This is a genomic window from Mesorhizobium sp. P2_B5, assembly GCF_056404775.1.
The window spans coordinates 22923-40980 of record NZ_JBFUDJ010000003.1 but is presented as its reverse complement, the minus strand read 5'-3'; the positions used below and the strand labels follow the sequence as shown (position 1 = coordinate 40980).

At 62.7% G+C, this 18058-nt stretch carries 14 protein-coding genes; 7 read left to right on the top strand and 7 right to left on the bottom strand.

Annotated elements, in window-relative coordinates; genetic code table 11:
• Window positions 1-16: 16 nt before the first annotated feature.
• Together AC1D1N_RS12875 and AC1D1N_RS12870 are read right to left on the bottom strand one after the other, a co-directional pair.
• A complete protein-coding gene (locus AC1D1N_RS12875) occupies window positions 17-760 on the bottom strand; it encodes an alanyl-tRNA editing protein (protein WP_436260057.1) in 744 nt (247 codons plus the stop codon).
• Window positions 760-1794 carry a cysteine synthase A gene (locus AC1D1N_RS12870; protein ID WP_436260058.1) on the bottom strand — a complete coding sequence of 345 codons (1035 nt, stop codon included), beginning with the start codon at window positions 1792-1794 and terminating at the stop codon, window positions 760-762. Before AC1D1N_RS12870 ends, AC1D1N_RS12875 begins: the two co-directional genes overlap by 1 nt.
• 216 nt (window positions 1795-2010) lie before the next feature.
• Here AC1D1N_RS12870 and AC1D1N_RS12865 point away from each other — a divergent pair, with 216 nt between their 5' ends.
• Together AC1D1N_RS12865 and AC1D1N_RS12860 are read left to right on the top strand one after the other, a co-directional pair.
• Window positions 2011-2832 (top strand): SDR family oxidoreductase, encoded by an 822-nt coding sequence (locus tag AC1D1N_RS12865; RefSeq protein WP_436260059.1) that lies wholly within the window; start codon window positions 2011-2013, stop codon window positions 2830-2832.
• Between the two features lie 196 nt (window positions 2833-3028).
• Window positions 3029-4003 carry an alpha/beta hydrolase gene (locus AC1D1N_RS12860; RefSeq protein WP_436260060.1) on the top strand — a complete coding sequence of 325 codons (975 nt, stop codon included), beginning with the start codon at window positions 3029-3031 and terminating at the stop codon, window positions 4001-4003.
• Window positions 4004-4100: 97 nt separating this feature from the next.
• Here the strand turns inward: AC1D1N_RS12860 and AC1D1N_RS12855 are convergent, their stop codons facing one another.
• Complete coding sequence (locus tag AC1D1N_RS12855) at window positions 4101-5537, bottom strand: DEAD/DEAH box helicase (RefSeq protein ID WP_436260061.1); 1437 nt, start codon at window positions 5535-5537, stop codon at window positions 4101-4103.
• 389 nt (window positions 5538-5926) lie between these two features.
• On the opposite strand from AC1D1N_RS12855, the gene AC1D1N_RS12850 reads away from it, so the two are divergent.
• Together AC1D1N_RS12850 and AC1D1N_RS12845 are read left to right on the top strand one after the other, a co-directional pair.
• The gene (locus AC1D1N_RS12850; protein ID WP_436260062.1) at window positions 5927-7459 is read left to right on the top strand and encodes an acyl-CoA carboxylase subunit beta; all 1533 of its coding nucleotides are present in this window, start codon (window positions 5927-5929) and stop codon (window positions 7457-7459) included.
• A 7-nt stretch (window positions 7460-7466) separates the two neighbouring features.
• Window positions 7467-8537 carry a M48 family metallopeptidase gene (locus tag AC1D1N_RS12845; RefSeq protein ID WP_477348909.1) on the top strand — a complete coding sequence of 357 codons (1071 nt, stop codon included), beginning with the start codon at window positions 7467-7469 and terminating at the stop codon, window positions 8535-8537.
• 8 nt (window positions 8538-8545) lie between these two features.
• Here the strand turns inward: AC1D1N_RS12845 and AC1D1N_RS12840 are convergent, their stop codons facing one another.
• Complete coding sequence (locus AC1D1N_RS12840) at window positions 8546-10546, bottom strand: hypothetical protein (RefSeq protein ID WP_477348907.1); 2001 nt, start codon at window positions 10544-10546, stop codon at window positions 8546-8548.
• Window positions 10543-12066, bottom strand: a complete 1524-nt coding sequence (locus tag AC1D1N_RS12835; protein ID WP_477348905.1) for an NAD(P)H-hydrate dehydratase — start codon at window positions 12064-12066, stop codon at window positions 10543-10545. Before AC1D1N_RS12835 ends, AC1D1N_RS12840 begins: the two co-directional genes overlap by 4 nt.
• 378 nt (window positions 12067-12444) lie before the next feature.
• On the opposite strand from AC1D1N_RS12835, the gene AC1D1N_RS12830 reads away from it, so the two are divergent.
• Window positions 12445-12783: a P-II family nitrogen regulator gene (locus AC1D1N_RS12830; protein ID WP_006205430.1), complete on the top strand. Its 339-nt coding sequence runs from the start codon at window positions 12445-12447 to the stop codon at window positions 12781-12783.
• A gap of 58 nt (window positions 12784-12841) precedes the next feature.
• Window positions 12842-14251: a type I glutamate--ammonia ligase gene (gene glnA, locus AC1D1N_RS12825; protein WP_352558810.1), complete on the top strand. Its 1410-nt coding sequence runs from the start codon at window positions 12842-12844 to the stop codon at window positions 14249-14251.
• Window positions 14252-14386: 135 nt separating this feature from the next.
• Here the strand turns inward: glnA and AC1D1N_RS12820 are convergent, their stop codons facing one another.
• Window positions 14387-15427: a glutamine synthetase beta-grasp domain-containing protein gene (locus AC1D1N_RS12820; protein WP_192254256.1), complete on the bottom strand. Its 1041-nt coding sequence runs from the start codon at window positions 15425-15427 to the stop codon at window positions 14387-14389.
• A gap of 318 nt (window positions 15428-15745) precedes the next feature.
• Here AC1D1N_RS12820 and AC1D1N_RS12815 point away from each other — a divergent pair, with 318 nt between their 5' ends.
• Window positions 15746-15943 (top strand): DUF2735 domain-containing protein, encoded by a 198-nt coding sequence (locus AC1D1N_RS12815; protein WP_352558808.1) that lies wholly within the window; start codon window positions 15746-15748, stop codon window positions 15941-15943.
• Between the two features lie 101 nt (window positions 15944-16044).
• Here AC1D1N_RS12815 and AC1D1N_RS12810 read toward each other — a convergent pair whose 3' ends face one another.
• Window positions 16045-17931 (bottom strand): MFS transporter, encoded by a 1887-nt coding sequence (locus AC1D1N_RS12810; protein WP_477348902.1) that lies wholly within the window; start codon window positions 17929-17931, stop codon window positions 16045-16047.
• Window positions 17932-18058 lie beyond the last annotated feature (127 nt).

Here is an 18058-nt window from a genome sequence, read left to right as displayed (position 1 = left end):
GCGAAGCATCTTGGTTTCAAGCCACAGGCATCGGTCCGAAGCGAATGCGAAAACGCCGGTTCTCGCGGCCCTTCTTTTCGATCTTGCCGATGTGGATCTCGCCGATCTCGCCGGTGCTTTTGACGTGGGTTCCACCGCAGGGCTGGCTGTCGACCGAAGCATTGTCGCCGATGCAGACCAGGCGGATTTTGCCAGTGCCGACCGGCGGGCGGACATTCTTCGACTTCACCAGGCCCGGATTGGCCGCCAGTTCCTCGTCGGTGATCAGCCTGATGAAGATCGGATGATCGGCAAGCACAAGCTCCATCAACCCGGCGGTAACATCTTCCTTGGTGAAGCCGGCATCCGGAGCGTCGAAGTCGACACGGCTGTCATCCTCGGAAACCGCGGCACCGGTGATCGGAAACGGACAGACGACGGTGAGCAGATGGCAGGCGGCGTGCATGCGCATCAGGAGATGCCGCCGCTCCCAGTCGATGGCGAGTTTCACCCGCTTGCCAATTTCGGGCACCGGCTGCTCTGGCGCCGGCACATGAATGATCTCGTCCTTGGTCTCGCCGGTGATGGTGGCGGCAATGGCAATGCGGCTGCCGTCGGCGCGCTCCAATGTGCCGGTGTCGCCGGGCTGGCCACCCGATGTCGCGTAGAAGATCGTCCGGTCGAGAATGATGCCGCCACGCTCGTTGATCGCGACCACCGTGGCTTCGGCCGTCGTCAAATAGGCGTCGTCGCGAAACAGCGTTTCGGTCTTGTGCGCCATCAGGCGACCTTCTCGTACGGCACTGAAATTGTGCTGCGCTCGTCCATCCAGCCCGGCACCGGCAGGTTCTTCTCGCGCAGGAAGTCCGGGTTGAACAGCTTCGATTGGTAGCGCGTGCCGTAGTCGGCCAGGATGGTCACGATGGTGTGGCCCGGGCCAAGCTCGCGCGCCAGCCGGATCGCGCCGGCAATGTTGATACCGGTCGAACCGCCGACGCACAGGCCCTCTTCCTGGATCAGGTCGAAGACGATCGGCAGCGCTTCCTCATCCGGAACCTGGAACGAGAAGTCCGGCGTGAACCCTTCGAGATTGGCCGTGATGCGCCCCTGCCCTATGCCTTCGGTGATCGAGCTGCCTTCGGACTTCAATTCGCCGCTGGTGTAGAAGGAGTAAAGCGCGGCGCCGAGCGGATCGGCGAGCGCGATCTTGATGTCCTTGCTTTTGGCCTTCAGCCCGAAGGCGACGCCGGCCAGCGTGCCGCCCGAACCCACAGCCGAGACGAAGCCGTCGACCTTGCCGCCGGTCTGCGTCCAGATTTCTTCCGCGGTGGTGCGGATATGGCCGTCGCGGTTGGCGACATTGTCGAACTGGTTGGCCCAGATCGCGCCGTTCGGCTCGGAACGCGCCATCTGCTCGGCCAGCCGCCCCGACAGTTTCACATAGTTGTTGGGGTTCTTGTAAGGCACCGCCGGCACCTCGATCAATTCCGCGCCAAGCAGCTTGATCGTGTCTTTCTTCTCCTGGCTCTGCGTGTCGGGAATGACGATCACGGTGCGATAGCCCAGCGCCTTGGCGACCAGCGTCAGGCCAATTCCGGTATTGCCGGCCGTACCTTCGACGATGACGCCGCCCGGCTTCAACAGCCCGCGCTGTTCGGCGTCGCGGATGATGAACAGGCCAGCGCGATCCTTGACAGATTGGCCCGGGTTCATGAACTCGGCCTTGCCCAGGATCTCGCAGCCGGTCAGCTCCGAAGCCTTGTTGAGGCGGATCAGGGGCGTGTTGCCGATCGCTTCGATCACAGAACGGGGCATCCGGGATTCCTTCATGTAGCTGCGGCGAGACCCTAGAAACCCGAAGCTTGCGTTTCAAGGCAAGAATTCGCCTGGTCCAGTCGCATTTCGGGTACTGCAATCTCCTGCCAACGGATGGCGCGCGATGACGATCATTTCAACCTTGTGCGGAAAAGCGCTCTTTTCATTCGATTTTTTCACCGCTAGAGCACTTATGACAGATCGGCAGGGCGCAGAATGACACTTTACCGGGCCAACCCGAAGCACGGCGTCGCTTGGATCACCGGCGGCAGCAGCGGCATCGGCCGTGCTCTGGCCAAGGACCTTGCGGCAAAGGGCTTTGTCGTCGCGGTGAGCGCGCTTGACGAGCATCCGATCGACGCGCTCATCGTCGAGACGGCACAGATGCCGGGACGCGTGGTTGCCTACCCTTGCGACGTCACCGACGAGCCGCGCATGGCAAGCACTGTGGCGGCGATCGAAAAGGATCTCGGCCCGATCGTGCTCGCCGTCTTCAACGCCGGCAACTACATCGCCACGCCCGGCGAAGACCTTAGGGTCCGCGACTTTCGCCAATCCTTCGAGGTCAACTATTTCGGCATCATCAATGGTCTCGTCCCGCTGATGGAGCGCATGCGTATCCGCGCGCGCGGCCATATCGTGCTTGTCGGCTCGGTGACCGCCTATTTCGGCTGGCCGACCACGGCGGCCTATGGCGGTTCGAAGGCGGCGATCAACATCCTGGCCGAGTCGCTGAAATACGATTTCGACAAGATGAATGTCCGCGTCCAGGTGATGAATCCGGGATTCATCGACACACCGCTGACCGAAAAGAACATGCTGCCGATGCCGGGCCTGATGCCGGTCAACCGCGCCTCGCGACGCATGCTGCGCGGCATCGAGTCCGGCGGCTTCGAGGTCACCTTCCCGCGCCGGCTGAGTTGGGGGCTGAAGCTGCTGGCGCTGCTGCCGAGGCCGGTCTGCCGCTGGTTCATCAGCACCGCGACCCGCTGGACAGGCCGGCCACTGAATTTCGATCGCAAGCCGCCGAACGACTAGAGCAATTCCAGGAAAAGTGTGAGCGGTTTTCCCGGGATAAGCGCGTAGCGCTTTCCCTTGGGAATTGCGTCAAAACAAGGAGATAGAGCGGTTCGCCGTTTCCGTGAAACGGTGAAACGCTCTACCTGTCCACAGGCCGGCTGTTGCTTGGGTGCAGCGGCCGCCATAGGTTGAGATTTGTTGCGTGGAGTCTGCGATGGGGCGACGGATCGTGCTTGCGGTGCTGGGCGTCGTCGTCATCCTCATCCTGGCCGTCCTGCTAGGTCCGCGCGTTCCCGTCGACACCACGATCCATTTCGATCCCAAAGTGATCGGCGATGATCCGCAGGCCTATCTGGCGCGTGAAGAGGCGGCCGTGCCCAACATTCGCGACGGGCTTGAGAAAGAAATCATCTGGGCCGACCCGATGGTTCACGCCAAGACGCCGCTGGCGATCGTCTATATCCACGGGTTTTCGGCATCGAAGGGCGAGGTTCGACCCCTGGCCGACGAGGTCGCCGACCAGCTCGACGCCAACCTCTTTTACACTCGCCTCACCGGCCATGGGCAGGACGGCGCCGCAATGGCGCAAGGCAGCGTTAACGCCTGGATCAACGACTATGAGGAGGCGCTCGCCATCGGCCGGGCCATCGGCGACAAGGTGATCGTCATCGGCACCTCGACCGGTGGCTCACTGGCGGCATGGGCGGCGACTGAGCCTGGCGCATCTGACGGCGTCGCCGCAATCGCGTTCATCTCGCCGAATTTCGGCGTCCGGGCCTCGGGCGCCGAACTGCTGACCATGCCCTGGGGCAGGCAGATCGCCGAGCTTGTCGGCGGCAAGGAGCGCAGCTTTCCGACCCGCAATGCGCTGCACGAGAAACTCTGGACGCACACCTATCCGATGGCGGCCGTACTGCCGATGGCAGCATTGACCGAGCTTGCCTACGAAGCACCGGTGGAAAAAGCGACGATACCGGCTCTCTTCATCTTCTCGGATTCAGACAGCGTGGTGCGGGAAGACCGCACCCGCGAGATCGCCGGCCGCTGGGGCGCCGCGCACGAACTGGTGCCGGTCGACGACAATGGCGATCCCGACAACCACGTCATTGCCGGCGACGCGCTGTCGCCGTCAACCACGGCATTCCTGGCGCAGCGGATTGTGGTCTGGGTGAAGGCAATTACCGAGTAGCCGCAAAACGAAAAGGACGACCGGAGCATTACTCGGGCCGTCCTCATTTCTACAGTCGGCAATCAAGCCAGGCGCGACGCGCCTGGCCGATTGTCGATCAGGCAGCCCGTGCCGCGGGCCGCTTGCCGCCGAAGCGACGCTTGTTGTTGCCCTTGAAGGGCTTGGCGCCTTCCGGCTTGCGCTCGCCCGCACCAGCAAAGGCCGGCTTGTCGCCAAAGCGCTTCTTGCCGAAGCCGTTGTTCTGGCCACCGGGGCGCCTGCCGTCGCGACGGCCATTGCGGTCGTTGCGATCGTTGGCCGGCTCGAAGCGCTCGTTCTTTTCGGCCGGATTGCGCACCGGATCCGGGCTGCCGAGATGGTCGGCAACGATCGGCAGCTTGCTGCGGATGATGCGCTCGACCTGGCGCAGCTTGCTGTTTTCCGAAGGATCGCAAAGCGTGATCGCAATGCCGTCCATGCCGTTGCGGCCGGTGCGGCCGATGCGGTGGACATAGCTTTCCGCTTCGTCCGGCAGGTCGAAATTCACCACATGGCTGATACCGGGAACGTCGATGCCGCGCGCCGCGATATCGGTCGCCACCAGAATGCGCACCGAGCCCTCGCGGAAATCGTTGAGCGCCTTCTGGCGGGCGTTCTGCGACTTGTTGCCGTGGATGACGGCGGCCTTGAAGCCGTCGCGCTCGAGGTCCTTGGTCACCCGGTCGGCGCCATGCTTGGTGCGCGAAAAGATGATGACGGACTTCATCGCCGCGTCGGCGAGCATGGTCGACAGCACCTGGCGCTTCTGCTTGGTGCGGGCAAAGACGACGCCTTGCACGATCTCGGCGGCCGCGGTGCTTTGCGGCGCGACTTCGACACGGATCGGGTTCTTCAACAGGCCCTTCGCCAGCTCGGCGATTTCATTGGGCATGGTGGCTGAAAACAGGACGGTCTGACGGTCGGGCGCGGTCGCCTTGGCGATGCGCTTGACGTCGTTGATGAAGCCCATGTCGAGCATGCGGTCGCCCTCGTCCAGCACCAGCCATTTGGTGTCGGAGAGAATGAGGTCACCCTCGCGCACCAGGTCGGTCAGACGGCCGGGCGTGGCGATCAGGATGTCGACGCCAGGCGCAACCTTCTTCACCTGGCTGAAGCGCGAAACGCCGCCAAGCACGAGCGCGGTCGAGACATGCGCGCCCTTGGCGAGGATCTTGATGGTGTCCTCGATCTGCACGGCGAGCTCGCGCGTCGGCGCCAGGATCAGCGCACGCGTGGTCTTGGCTCGGCGCTTGGTGCCGAGCGCGATGATCTTCGACAGGATCGGCAGCGCGAACGCCGCGGTCTTGCCGGAGCCTGTCTGGGCGATACCGAAAATATCACGGCCTTCCATCTGCGGCGGGATCGCCTGCGTCTGGATCGGCTTCGGCTCGGTGAAGCCGGCGCCATGGGTCGCCTTGAGCAGCGCGCCGGTGATTCCAAGGGCTGCGAAACCGGTGAGTTCCGCAGTGTTGCCGGTCACAATGTTGCTACCGGTCATAGTGTTTTCGTTGGTCAAAATAGTCTTCTTTCACGCGGCCTTAGCCGCAAACATCGATGCGGCAGGGCGCAACCTGCCGTCGAAAAATTTGATATGAAACGACAAGGCGGGCGGACGGTAACGTCCACTCGGCTGCGCTGTCGTGCCCGCAGGCATCATGCCACGGGGCTTTTCCGCCACCTTGCCGTTCAACCGGAAAGAGGGAAAACAGACGCAACCAGTCTCATTTGTCGAGAAGGCCGGAATCTCCCGGCCCAAGCGCCTATGGGCTGCATATGGCTGAGTTCGCCTCGGAATGCAAGGGGCGTCATGTTGCAGCGCAGCAAAATCGAGGGCGAACGCGGCGCTTGCGCCCGCCTGCAGGCACCATTACCACAAATGCAGCTTCCATTTCTGGGGACCGAGCGATGAAGGACGTGCTGAAGGAACTCGAGCGCCGCCGCGACATCGCCCGCTTGGGCGGCGGCCAGGCCCGCATCGACGCCCAGCACAAGAAGGGCAAGCTTACCGCGCGCGAACGCATCGAGGTGTTTCTCGACGAGGGCTCGTTCGAGGAGTTCGACATGTATGTCGAGCACCGCTCGACCGATTTCGGCATGGAGAAGACCAAGATCGCCGGCGACGGCGTCGTCACTGGCTGGGGCACGGTCAACGGCCGCCCGGTCTATCTCTTCGCCAAGGACTTCACCGTGTTCGGCGGCTCGCTGTCCGAAGCCCATGCCGAAAAGGTCATCAAGGTACAGGAGATGGCGCTGCGCAACCGCGCACCGATCATCGGCCTCTATGACGCTGGCGGCGCCCGCATCCAGGAGGGCGTGGCCGCCCTTGGCGGCTATGCCGAGATCTTTCAGCGCAACGTGCTGGCCTCCGGCGTCATCCCGCAGATTTCTGTCATCATGGGCCCTTGCGCCGGCGGCGACGTCTATTCGCCGGCGATGACCGACTTCATCTTCATGGTCCGCGACACCTCCTACATGTTCGTCACCGGGCCGGATGTGGTGAAGACCGTCACCAACGAGACGGTGACGGCCGAGAGCCTTGGCGGCGCCTCCGTCCACACGACGAAATCCTCGATCGCCGACGGCGCCTATGACAATGATGTCGAGGCGCTCCTGCAGATGCGTCGGCTGGTCGACCTGCTGCCTGCGTCCAACACGTCGGAGCTTCCCGAGATCGAATGCTACCAGTCGGTCACCGACCACGATCTGTCGCTCGACCGGCTGATTCCGGACAACGCCAACAAACCTTACGACATCAAGGAGCTGATCATGAAGGTCGCCGACGAAGGCGATTTCTTCGAGATTCAGCAGAGCTTTGCCAAGAACATCGTCACCGGCTTCGGCCGCGTCGAAGGCCGCACCGTCGGCTTCGTCGCCAACCAGCCGATGGTGCTGGCCGGCGTGCTCGATTCCGACGCCAGCCGCAAGGCGGCGCGCTTCGTGCGCTTCTGCGACTGCTTTTCCATTCCCATCATCACTTTCGTCGATGTTCCGGGCTTCCTGCCCGGCACCGCGCAGGAATATGGCGGGCTGATCAAGCATGGCGCCAAGCTGCTGTTCGCTTATGCCGAAGCGACCGTACCGAAGATCACCGTCATTACCCGCAAAGCCTATGGCGGCGCCTATGACGTGATGGCCTCAAAACATCTGCGCGGCGACATGAACTATGCCTGGCCGACGGCGCAGATCGCGGTGATGGGGGCGAGAGGCGCGGTCGAGATCATCTATCGCAAGGATATCGGCGATGCCGAAAAGATCGCAGCCCATACAAAGGCTTACGAGGATCGCTTCCTGTCGCCCTTCGTCGCCGCCGAACGCGGCTATGTCGACGAGGTGATCATGCCGCATTCCACCCGCCGCCGTATTGCTCGCGCACTCAGGATGCTGCGCAACAAGGACATGCAAAACCCCTGGAAGAAGCACGACAACATCCCGCTGTAGTCCACCTATGTCGCGACTGATCATCAGCGCCGGGCGGCGGTTCGGCAGGTTCGCCGTTCTGTTTTTCGTTGTCCCCGCTCTCATCATCTTCTGCGTCTGGATGTCCCTGCTCGACAGCCATCCGATCTGGTTCATCGCCAGCGGTTTTGTCGCCATGCCGATCGCGACCACCGCGTTGGCGTTCCTGTTCGGCACATTGTTTGCCGGCTTTCGGCGCAGCAAGGTCAACGGCATCAGCGAAGCGGAGGCGCCTGGCCTGTGGGCGGTCTGGCGGAGCGTCGCCGGGCCGCGCCGGGCAGCACGGACGGTTGTCGTACTAGAGGACGACCTGAATGCCAGCGTGCACGAAGAGCGCACGCTTTTTGGCCTTCTCGGCAACCGCCTGTTCCTGACCGTCGGCATTCCCATGCTGGCCGTAACCGATGAGACAGCCTTTGCCGCCATCCTCGCCCATGAGGACGCGCATGTGCGCAACAAAGACACCAATGGCAGCCTCAATCTGGGTGAGTTCGAAAACGGTTTCGGATTTGTCTTCGACTACGCCCCGCCCGGCGCTACAATTACCGGCAGTCTGCTATACGCCGCAATCGGCTGGCTGTCGCAATCCCTGGAACGGGAAACCATCCGGCTGTCGCGCGATGCTGAAATCAAGGCGGACCGGCACGCGGCATCCTCCGGCGATGCGGCTCAAGCGGCCCGCGCTCTGTTGCTCATCGGCGCCGCGGACACGCATTTCAAGGAAAAGGTTTATGATCCTTTGGAACATGAGTTGCGGGGCGCGCTGCGTGCGCCACGACCGCCGCTCGACCGGCTTCTGAGCACCGCCGGAGAGTTACGCGAGCCCGCTTGCCTGAATGCCTTTGCCCGCAAGGCGTGGGAAAGCCCGCACGCCGAAAAATCCACCCATCCATCATGGGCGCAAAGGCTGGCCGCACTTGGCTACGCGCAGCCGCCCGATCTGGCCCCGATAGCGGCAACCGCCCTCTCGACGCTGGTGACTTCGAGTGCCGCCGAACGGCATATCGCGGAATTCAATGCCAAATGGACTGCCGAGATGGAAGACTATCTCCAGCGCTGAACGGCAGCCTACTCCTCTTCCGCCGCGCCGAACCCCGCATCCGTTGTGGCGGCGGTAGCGCTGGCCCAGGGTGTTGCGTGGTTGTCGATGCGCATCTGGAAGATGAAATAGGTCGGCGAGCAGAAGCCGATGCCTTTCACCTTGGCGGCGCCCGGCGTGTCCGACGGCAGTGACTGGCACATGTAATCCTCGCGGCAGAAATGATCGGCCGAGCAGGCCGGACGGTTGCCGCGATTGACCGCGCCGCCAAGGCACTGGTCGAAATTATTGGTCGCCACGCAGGTGTCGAATTTCTTGCCACCAACCAGCCCGCAGATTTCCGACGGCATCGGCTTGCCCGCCTTGAAGGCGGCAAAGCTGCGGTCCTTGTCGTCACAGGCGCGGTAGGCGATGCCCGCCGGCACGCCGATCTTCGGCGGCCGGCAGGTGTAGGCGGTTCGCGAAAAGGTCGGTGCGAAAGCGGCGAACTGGCCGGTGATCTTGTAGCGGTCGTTGAAGGGCTGCGACGGGTTGCTGGCGATCGACCCAGTCAGGCAGGGATGTCCGGAGAACATCTTTGGGCTGTCCTTCGGCAGCAGACACTGCGCCAGCGCGGTGCGCACGCCTGATGCGGTCGCCAGCGGCGTGCAGACGGTGCCGCCGCCGCATTGCCAGGTCGCGCCGAAGCGTTTTTCGTCGTCCGGCATCAGGCACGGCATCGCCATCTCGGCCGGCGCGTACTCGACGTCTCCGGAATCGGTCCAGGTGGCCGGCGGGGCGAAGGACAGCGGCCGGTAGCGGTTCGGCTGCTTGGCTTCCTGCGTTGCGCGCAGCCAGGCCTGGCGCCTGGGAATCTCGGCATGCAGATGCGGCGAGATGCCGACCTCGATGCGGTTGAGCGGCGATGTCGTCTTGTCGTCGAGGCCGATGAAATGAAAGCCGGCCGTCGAGCCCGCCTGGTGACAGCCCTGGCAGGTGCCATTGTCCAGCCGCTCGACCAACGCCTCAGGCGTGCGCACCAGTTTCAGCGCCGCATAGTCGAGGCCGGCGAAATCCGCTGGCTGCAACAGTGGGGTAAACGGATGATTGGCCTGTCTGGCGCTACCGAAGGTCGACCACGAGATGATCTTCTTCGCCAGGAATTCGTCGGGGATTTCGTAGACGCCGAGATCGACCGCCGCGACATTGGCGCTGACATAATCGGCGAGCGTTTTCTTCAGCGCCGCATCGTCCGAGAGCCGTGCGACATCAGGCGTGTTCTCCAGCGGCTTCTCGCTGACGGTAGCGCCATCGATGCCAAAAATCCGCATGAGATAGGCCGCCTGCCCGCCGAACTCGGTCTCCTGTCCCGAGGGAAAGCGCACCACTTGCGCGTTGAGTTCGAGCTGCTTGAAAGTCAGTTCCTCCGGTTCCAGCGGCCCGCCGGCCAGCCAGCCGGCATCGACATTTTCGTCGAGCTGCGGCGTCCAGCGCCCGGCAACGCCGACGCAGCCGCCATCGGCATCGGGCTCAACGCTGTAGACGGCGCTAAAGTTGAATGGCAGGCGCGAGGCCAGGACCTTGCCGTTCTTGCGAAAGCTGTAGGCCAGGCGGTAGATGAAGCGCACCTCGCCGCAGCTCTTGTCGCCTTGCAGCGCAGCGAAATCGCGCCGGTCGAGCCGGTTGACGACACCGACCAAGCGGAAGCGCGCGGCTTCGGTCTGCAGCCAGCGCATGTCCATGATTCGGCCGACATTGCCGTCGGTCACCTCATAGAGCGTGCGCCCGCCGGCCTTCATCTCGGCGCGCAGGGCCGCAATGTCAGCCGCCACCATGTCTGCGATTGCATGATAGGCCGGCGCCTCGCTGTACAGCGATTTCAGATCGTCCTCGCCATCGACGGCGAAAATGCCGGCGAAACCAAAACCCTTGGCATCGAGGGCAGCGAGCACCGCCGGATCGTCGATGATGGTCACCGGCTGCTCGGCGCGCGCGCTGTGCGATGCGAACAGCGCCATGACGGCCGCAACGACAAGCGCGAAAAGCTTCATCCGATCAGCACCTTCTGCCGTGCCTCGACCAGTTCACGCAGCACCGGCACCAGGGCCAGCGGCAGATCCTCGGCTATAAGCCCCGGACCGAAGCGGCTGCCGGCTTCCGCATGGATCCAGACCGCGGCGCAGGCTGCTTCGAAGCATGGCATGCTTTGCGCCAAGAGCCCGGCAATGATGCCTGCCAGCACATCACCAGAACCGGCGGTGGCAAGCCATGGCGCCCCGTTGGCGTTGATTGCCGCGCGGCCGTCCGGCGCCGCGATCACCGTATCGGCGCCCTTGTAGATGACAATGGCATTGGCGCGGGCTGCGGCCGCACGCGCCTTGGCGAGCTTTGAGAGGCTTTTGTCACCAGCGGTGTCGGGGAACAACCGGCCGAACTCGCCCTCATGCGGCGTCATGACAAGCGCTGGCGCATCCGGTCTGCTGGCCGCCTCAAACAACGCTGAGGCTGCGTTGCGGAACGACGTGATCCCGTCGGCATCGAGCACCAGCCCTTCGACACCGCCTTCCTGCCGTTTTCTAGCAAGCACGGCGAGAACGAAATCGCGCGCTCTGTCACCGACACCAAAGCCCGGGCCGAGGACGAAGCTCGACGACCGGCGATCGCCGAGAAAGTCGTGCACGTCCTCGATAGCGTCGGTCTTGCGCAGCATGATCGAGGTCAGATGCGCGGCGTTGACCTGCATGGCATTTCCTGGCGACAGCACGGTTACCGCCCCTGCCCCGCTTCTTGCAGCGGCAAGTGCCGCCAGCCGCGCCGCGCCCGTCGCCGACGGTCCGCCGGAGAAGACGCCGACATGGCCGCGCCTGTATTTGTGCGCATCGACCGCCGGCACCGGCAACGTCTCGAGCCAGAACGCCGGCTTGTTTTCGAATGTGCGCGGCGCGACCTGTGCGATGATGTCGTCGCCAATGCCGATGTCGGTGACGACGGTCTCGCCGCATCGCTCGCGCCCGGGCAACAGCAGATGTCCCGGTTTCTTGCGCGCGAAGGTGACGGTGATGTCGGCACGAAACGCCGTGCCGAGAATGTGGCCGCTGTCACCGGAAACACCTGAAGGCAAATCGACGGCAACGACAGACAGGCCGGCGGCAATGTCTACGGCACGCGCCGCATCACCCGAGAGGTCCTTGGACAGCCCCGCGCCATAGAGAGCATCGATAATCAACGAGCCCGGCTCAGCGACGAAAGTCGCCAGGGGCCGGCGCTCCAGCCAGCATTCGGCCGCGGCAATCGCCGCATCGCTGCCTGCCCTCGGCTCACCGGACACCCATAGCGTGACATCGACACCACTTTCCCCAAGCAATCGCGCCACAACATAGCCGTCGCCGCCATTGTTGCCGGGGCCGCACAGCACGTGGACGCGGCTCGAAGCGGGATAGCGCGCCAGGACCACGGCAGCGACCGCTTCGCCAGCGCGCTGCATCAGGCCATAACCATCGAACGGACCGGCGGCGATTGCCAGCCGGTCGGCTTCGCCCATCTCGGCCGGCGACAGGACTTCGTTGCTCATGAATTGCCGATCCGCATTTCGCCCAAGGCCTCTTTGTCCTGGTCGAGCATTGTCCAGTTTCGGGTTCGAAGCAAACGGCCAGCCGCCGAGATGGCGTGCGGCCAATCCTTTCGCAGACTGGCGCCACGGATTCGCGCGCCCGCAAAATACGCGACCTGCCTAATAATCGTGCAGACGTCAGGAGCGGCAATGTGTAGGCTCCGAACACCCGCGCCGCTTCCGAAGCAGTGGATGACGCGAATGTGCATCCCGGCCCGGCGCGGCGTTGGAATTGCGCGAAACCGCTTCTCGTGGGCTGAAATTGGCACAGTTCGTGCTTGATGGAGGCGCAAGCGGGGCGCACAACCCGTCTTTTTGGCAGTGGAGGCCACTTTTTACATGAAAAAGATCGAAGCGATCATCAAGCCGTTCAAGCTAGACGAAGTGAAGGAAGCGCTTCAGGAGGCCGGCCTGCAAGGCATCACCGTCACCGAAGCCAAGGGTTTCGGCCGCCAGAAAGGCCATACCGAACTCTATCGCGGCGCCGAATATGTCGTCGACTTCCTGCCCAAGGTGAAGATCGAAGTCGTTCTTGGCGACGATGCGGTTGAAGGCGCGATCGAAGCCATCCGCAAGGCGGCGCAGACCGGCCGCATCGGCGACGGCAAGATCTTCGTCTCCAACATCGAGGAAGTCGTTCGTATCCGTACTGGTGAAACAGGGATGGACGCGGTCTGAGCTTTCTGATTTCAGATTAACGTCTCCTCGAAACGTCATCACACAGGGAAGAAATGACATGACGACAGCCAAAGACATCATGAAGCAGATCAAGGACAACGACGTGAAATTCGTCGACCTGCGCTTCACCGATCCGAAGGGCAAGCTGCAGCACGTGACGATGGATGTCATCGAGGTCGAGGAAGACATGTTCGCCGACGGTGTCATGTTCGACGGCTCCTCGATTGCCGGCTGGAAGGCGATCAACGAGTCCGACATGGTGCTTATGCCCGATCCCGACACCGTCCACATGGATCCGTTCTTCGCTCAGTCGACCATGGTCATCCTGTGCGACATCCTCGATCCGGTCTCCGGGGAATCCTACAACCGCGACCCGCGCGGCACCGCCAAGAAGGCCGAGGCCTACATGAAGGCCGAAGGCATCGGCGATCAGATCTTTGTCGGCCCGGAAGCCGAGTTCTTCGTCTTCGACGACGTCAAGTACAAGGCCGACCCCTACAACACCGGCTTCAAGCTGGACTCCACCGAACTGCCGTCCAACGACGACACCGATTACGAGACCGGCAATCTCGGCCACCGCCCGCGTATCAAGGGCGGCTACTTCCCGGTGCCACCGATCGACAGCGCGCAGGACATGCGCTCCGAAATGCTGACCGTGCTCGCCGAAATGGGCGTGCGCGTCGAAAAGCACCACCACGAAGTGGCGGCCGCCCAGCACGAGCTCGGCATCAAGTTCGACACGCTGGTCCGCAACGCCGACAAGATGTTGATCTACAAGTATGTCGTGCACCAGGTCGCCAATGCCTATGGCAAGACGGCGACCTTCATGCCGAAGCCGATCTTCGGCGACAACGGTTCGGGCATGCACGTCCACCAGTCGATCTGGAAGGGCGGCAAGCCGACCTTCGCCGGCAATGAATATGCCGGCCTGTCGGAGAGCTGCCTGTTCTACATCGGTGGCATCATCAAGCACGCCAAGGCGATCAACGCCTTCACCAACCCGCTGACCAACTCCTACAAGCGCCTGGTGCCTGGCTATGAAGCGCCGGTGCTGCTCGCCTACTCCGCGCGCAACCGCTCGGCCTCGTGCCGCATCCCGTTCGGCTCGTCGCCAAAGTCCAAGCGTGTCGAGGTCCGCTTCCCTGATCCGGGCGCGAACCCCTACCTCGCTTTCGCCGCCATGCTGATGGCCGGCCTCGACGGCATCAAGAACAAGATCCATCCGGGACAGCCGATGGACAAGGATCTCTATGACTTGCCGCCGAAGGAGTTGAAGAAGATCCCAACCGTCTGCGGTTCGCTGCGCGAAGCCCTGCAGAGCCTCGACAAGGACCGCAGCTTCCTGAAAGCCGGCGGCGTCTTCGACGACGACCAGATCGACAGCTACATCGAGCTGAAGATGGCCGAAGTGATGCGCTTCGAAATGACCCCGCACCCGGTCGAATACGACATGTACTACTCGGTCTGAGCGATCGGTTCAGAGACAAAGAAAAGCCCCGGCGGAGACGCCGGGGCTTTTTGTTTGACCAGACGACTGATGTCTGGCGTCAGATGTCGGAAGAACAGGCCGAAGCGGAGACCAAGTCTCCGCCTCAACGAATGCTCAAGCCGCCGCCGAAACCTGGGCGCTGGTCGAAACCTCCGCGATCGTCTTCAGGATCTGCGAGGCGATCTGGTAGGGGTCGCCTTGCGAGTTCGGGCGGCGGTCTTCCAAATAACCCTTGTAGTCATTGTTGACGAAGGAATGCGGCACGCGGATCGAGGCGCCGCGGTCGGCGATGCCGTAGCTGAACCGGTTCCACGGCGCGGTCTCGTGCTTGCCGGTCAGGCGCTTGTCATTGTCCGGGCCGTAGACGGCGATGTGGTCCATCAGGTTCTTGTCGAAGGCAGCCATCAGCGCTTCGAAATAGGCCTTGCCGCCGACTTCGCGCATATAGGCGGTCGAGAAGTTGGCGTGCATGCCCGAACCGTTCCAGTCGGTGTCGCCGAGCGGCTTGCAGTGATACTCGATGTCGATCTCGTATTTCTCGGTCAGGCGCTGCAAGAGATAGCGGGCCATCCACATCTGGTCGGCGGCTTTTTTCGAGCCCTTGCCGAAGATCTGGAATTCCCACTGGCCCTTGGCCACTTCGGCGTTGATGCCTTCATGGTTGATGCCGGCGGCGAGACACTGGTCGAGATGCTCCTCGACGATCTGGCGGGCGACCGGGCCGACATTGGAGTAGCCGACGCCGGTGTAGTACGGGCCCTGCGGGGCCGGATAGCCGCTCTCGGGGAAGCCGAGCGGACGGCCGTCCTTGTAGAAGAAATACTCCTGCTCGAAGCCGAACCAGGCGCCCTCGTCGTCGAGGATGGTGGCGCGCTTGTTGGAGGCATGCGGCGTCACGCCATCGGGCATCATCACTTCGCACATCACCAGCACGCCATTGGTGCGGGCCGGATCGGGGAACACGGCGACCGGCTTCAGCACGCAATCGGAGCTGTGGCCTTCGGCCTGCTGCGTCGAGGACCCGTCGAAACCCCACAGCGGCAGCTGCTCGAGCGTCGGGAACTCGGCATATTCCTTGATCTGGGTCTTGCCGCGCAGGTTGGGGACCGGTGTGTATCCATCGAGCCAGATGTACTCGAGCTTGTATTTCGTCATTCTAGAGCCTCTCGTTGCTTGATCACCGAAGCTGGATGACGCCGGCGCGCGCCGAGCCATCCGGCAGACCGGCTGCCGGTCGATAAAATGCAAGTCATGTGCCATTTCCGCTGTGCGGGGTGCGTCAAAATTGCCCTTTCATCGCGGCGATCCGGCCAAGCCGCCTAAGCAATGCGCCGGGATCGATCAAAGGCAGAATTTGCTTAAATAACAGGCAAATGCCGATCTTTCTTTAGGCATCTTGCCTAAACAGATTGCAGGACCTACTTTGATGGAAAGATGAATCGCCAAGCCTCTCCAGAAGAAAGGAGACCGACAATGGAAATCACGTCAGCCCGTCCGTCGGCAAAAATCCTGATGTTCCCGCTGGCAGCGCGTGCGGCTGCCTCAAATTTAGGCGTCAAGGCCAAGTTCGCGGCAGAGCTTGCCTCATTGCGCGATCATCCCTTGGGTCATGGCGAGGCCTGGTACCATGAGGCCGCCATCGCGGAAGCCGAGCAGCCTCGCAAGAGCTAGACTAGCGTTTTCCGGGCAAGCAAGCTGAAAGCAGGCCTGACCATTGAAAAACCCGGCGCGATCGCTCGCGCCGGGTTTTTTGTTGAACGCAGGAACAGCGCCTACTGCTTGGTGTGCAGGTCGGTTCCCAGCGTATCCCTGACGAAGATCATGCCGATGATCAGCGACATCGCCGCGATCACCACCGGATACCAGAGGCCATAATAGATATCGCCCTTGGAGGCGCTGAGCGCGAACACGATCGCCGGCAGCAGGCCGCCGAACCAGCCATTGCCGATGTGATAGGGCAGCGACATACCGGTGTAGCGGATGCGGGTCGGGAACATCTCGACCAGGATCGCCGCGATCGGCCCGTAGACCATGGTCACGTAGACGACCAGGATGAACAGGATGCCGATGACCTTCGCCCAGTTGACGGCTGCCGGGTCGGCAAACATCGAGAACGCACCGGCCCCCGGAACACTGTAGACCGTCACGTCGGTGGCGCCGGCGGCGTCATCCGCCGTCAGCAGCTTGTCCTTGACCGCCTGGGCGAGCGGGACAGTGGCTTTTTCACCGGCGCGAATGGCTGCCGCGTCGAGTTTCAGTTCGGGATTGGCCGCGACAAAGGCGTCGAGCTTTTGGTCGGCAACCTTGGCGGCAGCACGTTTCAGCGGATAGCCGCTGTCCTGAAGCGCGAGGTTGACCGCCTTCTTGAAGGCAGCGTCGTTTGAAGCCGCCTTGTCCGCGGCTGCCACGGCATCATAGGACGCCACCGTTTCGGTGCCAATCTTCACAGTAGCCGCGGTTCCCGGTGCCGCCGTCGTAATGATGTCGTAGGGTACGGAGCTCTTGGCAAGGAAGTCGGTCGCAATATCGCACGAAGTGAGAGGCTTGCGTGTTCCGGTCGGATTGAACTGGAACTTGCAGTCTCTCGGTGCGGCGGTCACCGTGGCACGCGTGTTCTGCTGCGCGGTGGCGAGCGCCGGGTTGGCGGCCCAGGTCAGCGCCTTGAACAGCGGGAAGGTGGTGACGATCGCCAGGGCCAGACCGGCCATGATGATCGGCTTGCGGCCGACCTTGTCGGAGAGCCAGCCGAACACGACGAAGAAGATCGAGCCGAGCGCCAGCGCGATTGCGATCATGATGTTGACCGACTGCGGATCGACCTTGAGCACATTGGCCAGGAAGAACAGCGCATAGAATTGGCCGTTGTACCAGACCACGGCCTGGCCAGCGGTGAGGCCGAACAGCGCCAGAAGCGCGATCTTGGCGTTCTTCCACTGGCCGAAGGCTTCCGTGAGCGGCGCCTTGGAGCCCTTGCCCTCGTCCTTCATGCGCTGGAAGGTCGGCGATTCGGCAAGCGACAGGCGAATCCAGACCGATATGGCGAGCAGGATGGCCGAGACCAGGAATGGAATGCGCCAGCCCCAGGCCGTGAAATCCTCCTTGCTCAGCGAATTCTGTACGATCAGGATGATGATCAGCGACAGGAAAAGGCCAAGCGTCGCCGTCGTCTGGATCCACGACGTATAGAAGCCTCGGCGGTCGTCGGGAGCATGTTCGGCGACATAGGTCGCCGCACCACCGTACTCACCGCCAAGCGCCAGGCCCTGCAGCATGCGCAACCCAACCAGGATGATGGGCGCCGCAATGCCCCAGCTAGCCGAGCCGGGAAGCAGGCCGACCAGGAAGGTCGACAGGCCCATGATCGTGATGGTGACGAGAAATGTGTATTTGCGGCCGACGAGATCGCCGATGCGGCCGAACACCAGCGCGCCGAACGGACGCACCAGGAAGCCGGCGGCGAAAACCAGCAATGTGAAGATGTTGCGCGTCGCCTCAGGATAAGTGGCGAAGAATGTGCTGCCGATCGCGGCCGCCAATGCGCCATAGAGATAGAAATCATACCATTCGAAAATCGTGCCGAGCGAGGAAGCGAAGATGACTTTCTTCTCCTCCCGCGTCATGCCGCGGCTGCTTCCGCCGGCGGTCGATGCCATTGCCATGGAAATGTCCTCCCGTGAGATCCCGTCTGTCTTCGATGCCACGCGTCACCGTCGGCGTTCCCTCTGAACGCGACTCAGCCCAGCCATCGGCGTAAAAAATGACAGAAAGCGGCAGCCGGAGGCAGAG

Coding starts and splice junctions, on each gene's coding strand:
- AC1D1N_RS12875 (WP_436260057.1), bottom strand. CDS start 760: ATGGCGCACAAGACCGAAACGCTGTTTCGCGACGACGCCTATTTGACG.
- AC1D1N_RS12870 (WP_436260058.1), bottom strand. CDS start 1,794: ATGCCCCGTTCTGTGATCGAAGCGATCGGCAACACGCCCCTGATCCGC.
- AC1D1N_RS12865 (WP_436260059.1), top strand. CDS start 2,011: ATGACACTTTACCGGGCCAACCCGAAGCACGGCGTCGCTTGGATCACC.
- AC1D1N_RS12860 (WP_436260060.1), top strand. CDS start 3,029: ATGGGGCGACGGATCGTGCTTGCGGTGCTGGGCGTCGTCGTCATCCTC.
- AC1D1N_RS12850 (WP_436260062.1), top strand. CDS start 5,927: ATGAAGGACGTGCTGAAGGAACTCGAGCGCCGCCGCGACATCGCCCGC.
- AC1D1N_RS12845 (WP_477348909.1), top strand. CDS start 7,467: ATGTCGCGACTGATCATCAGCGCCGGGCGGCGGTTCGGCAGGTTCGCC.
- AC1D1N_RS12840 (WP_477348907.1), bottom strand. CDS start 10,546: ATGAAGCTTTTCGCGCTTGTCGTTGCGGCCGTCATGGCGCTGTTCGCA.
- AC1D1N_RS12835 (WP_477348905.1), bottom strand. CDS start 12,066: ATGAGCAACGAAGTCCTGTCGCCGGCCGAGATGGGCGAAGCCGACCGG.
- AC1D1N_RS12830 (WP_006205430.1), top strand. CDS start 12,445: ATGAAAAAGATCGAAGCGATCATCAAGCCGTTCAAGCTAGACGAAGTG.
- glnA (WP_352558810.1), top strand. CDS start 12,842: ATGACGACAGCCAAAGACATCATGAAGCAGATCAAGGACAACGACGTG.
- AC1D1N_RS12820 (WP_192254256.1), bottom strand. CDS start 15,427: ATGACGAAATACAAGCTCGAGTACATCTGGCTCGATGGATACACACCG.
- AC1D1N_RS12815 (WP_352558808.1), top strand. CDS start 15,746: ATGGAAATCACGTCAGCCCGTCCGTCGGCAAAAATCCTGATGTTCCCG.
- AC1D1N_RS12810 (WP_477348902.1), bottom strand. CDS start 17,931: ATGGCAATGGCATCGACCGCCGGCGGAAGCAGCCGCGGCATGACGCGG.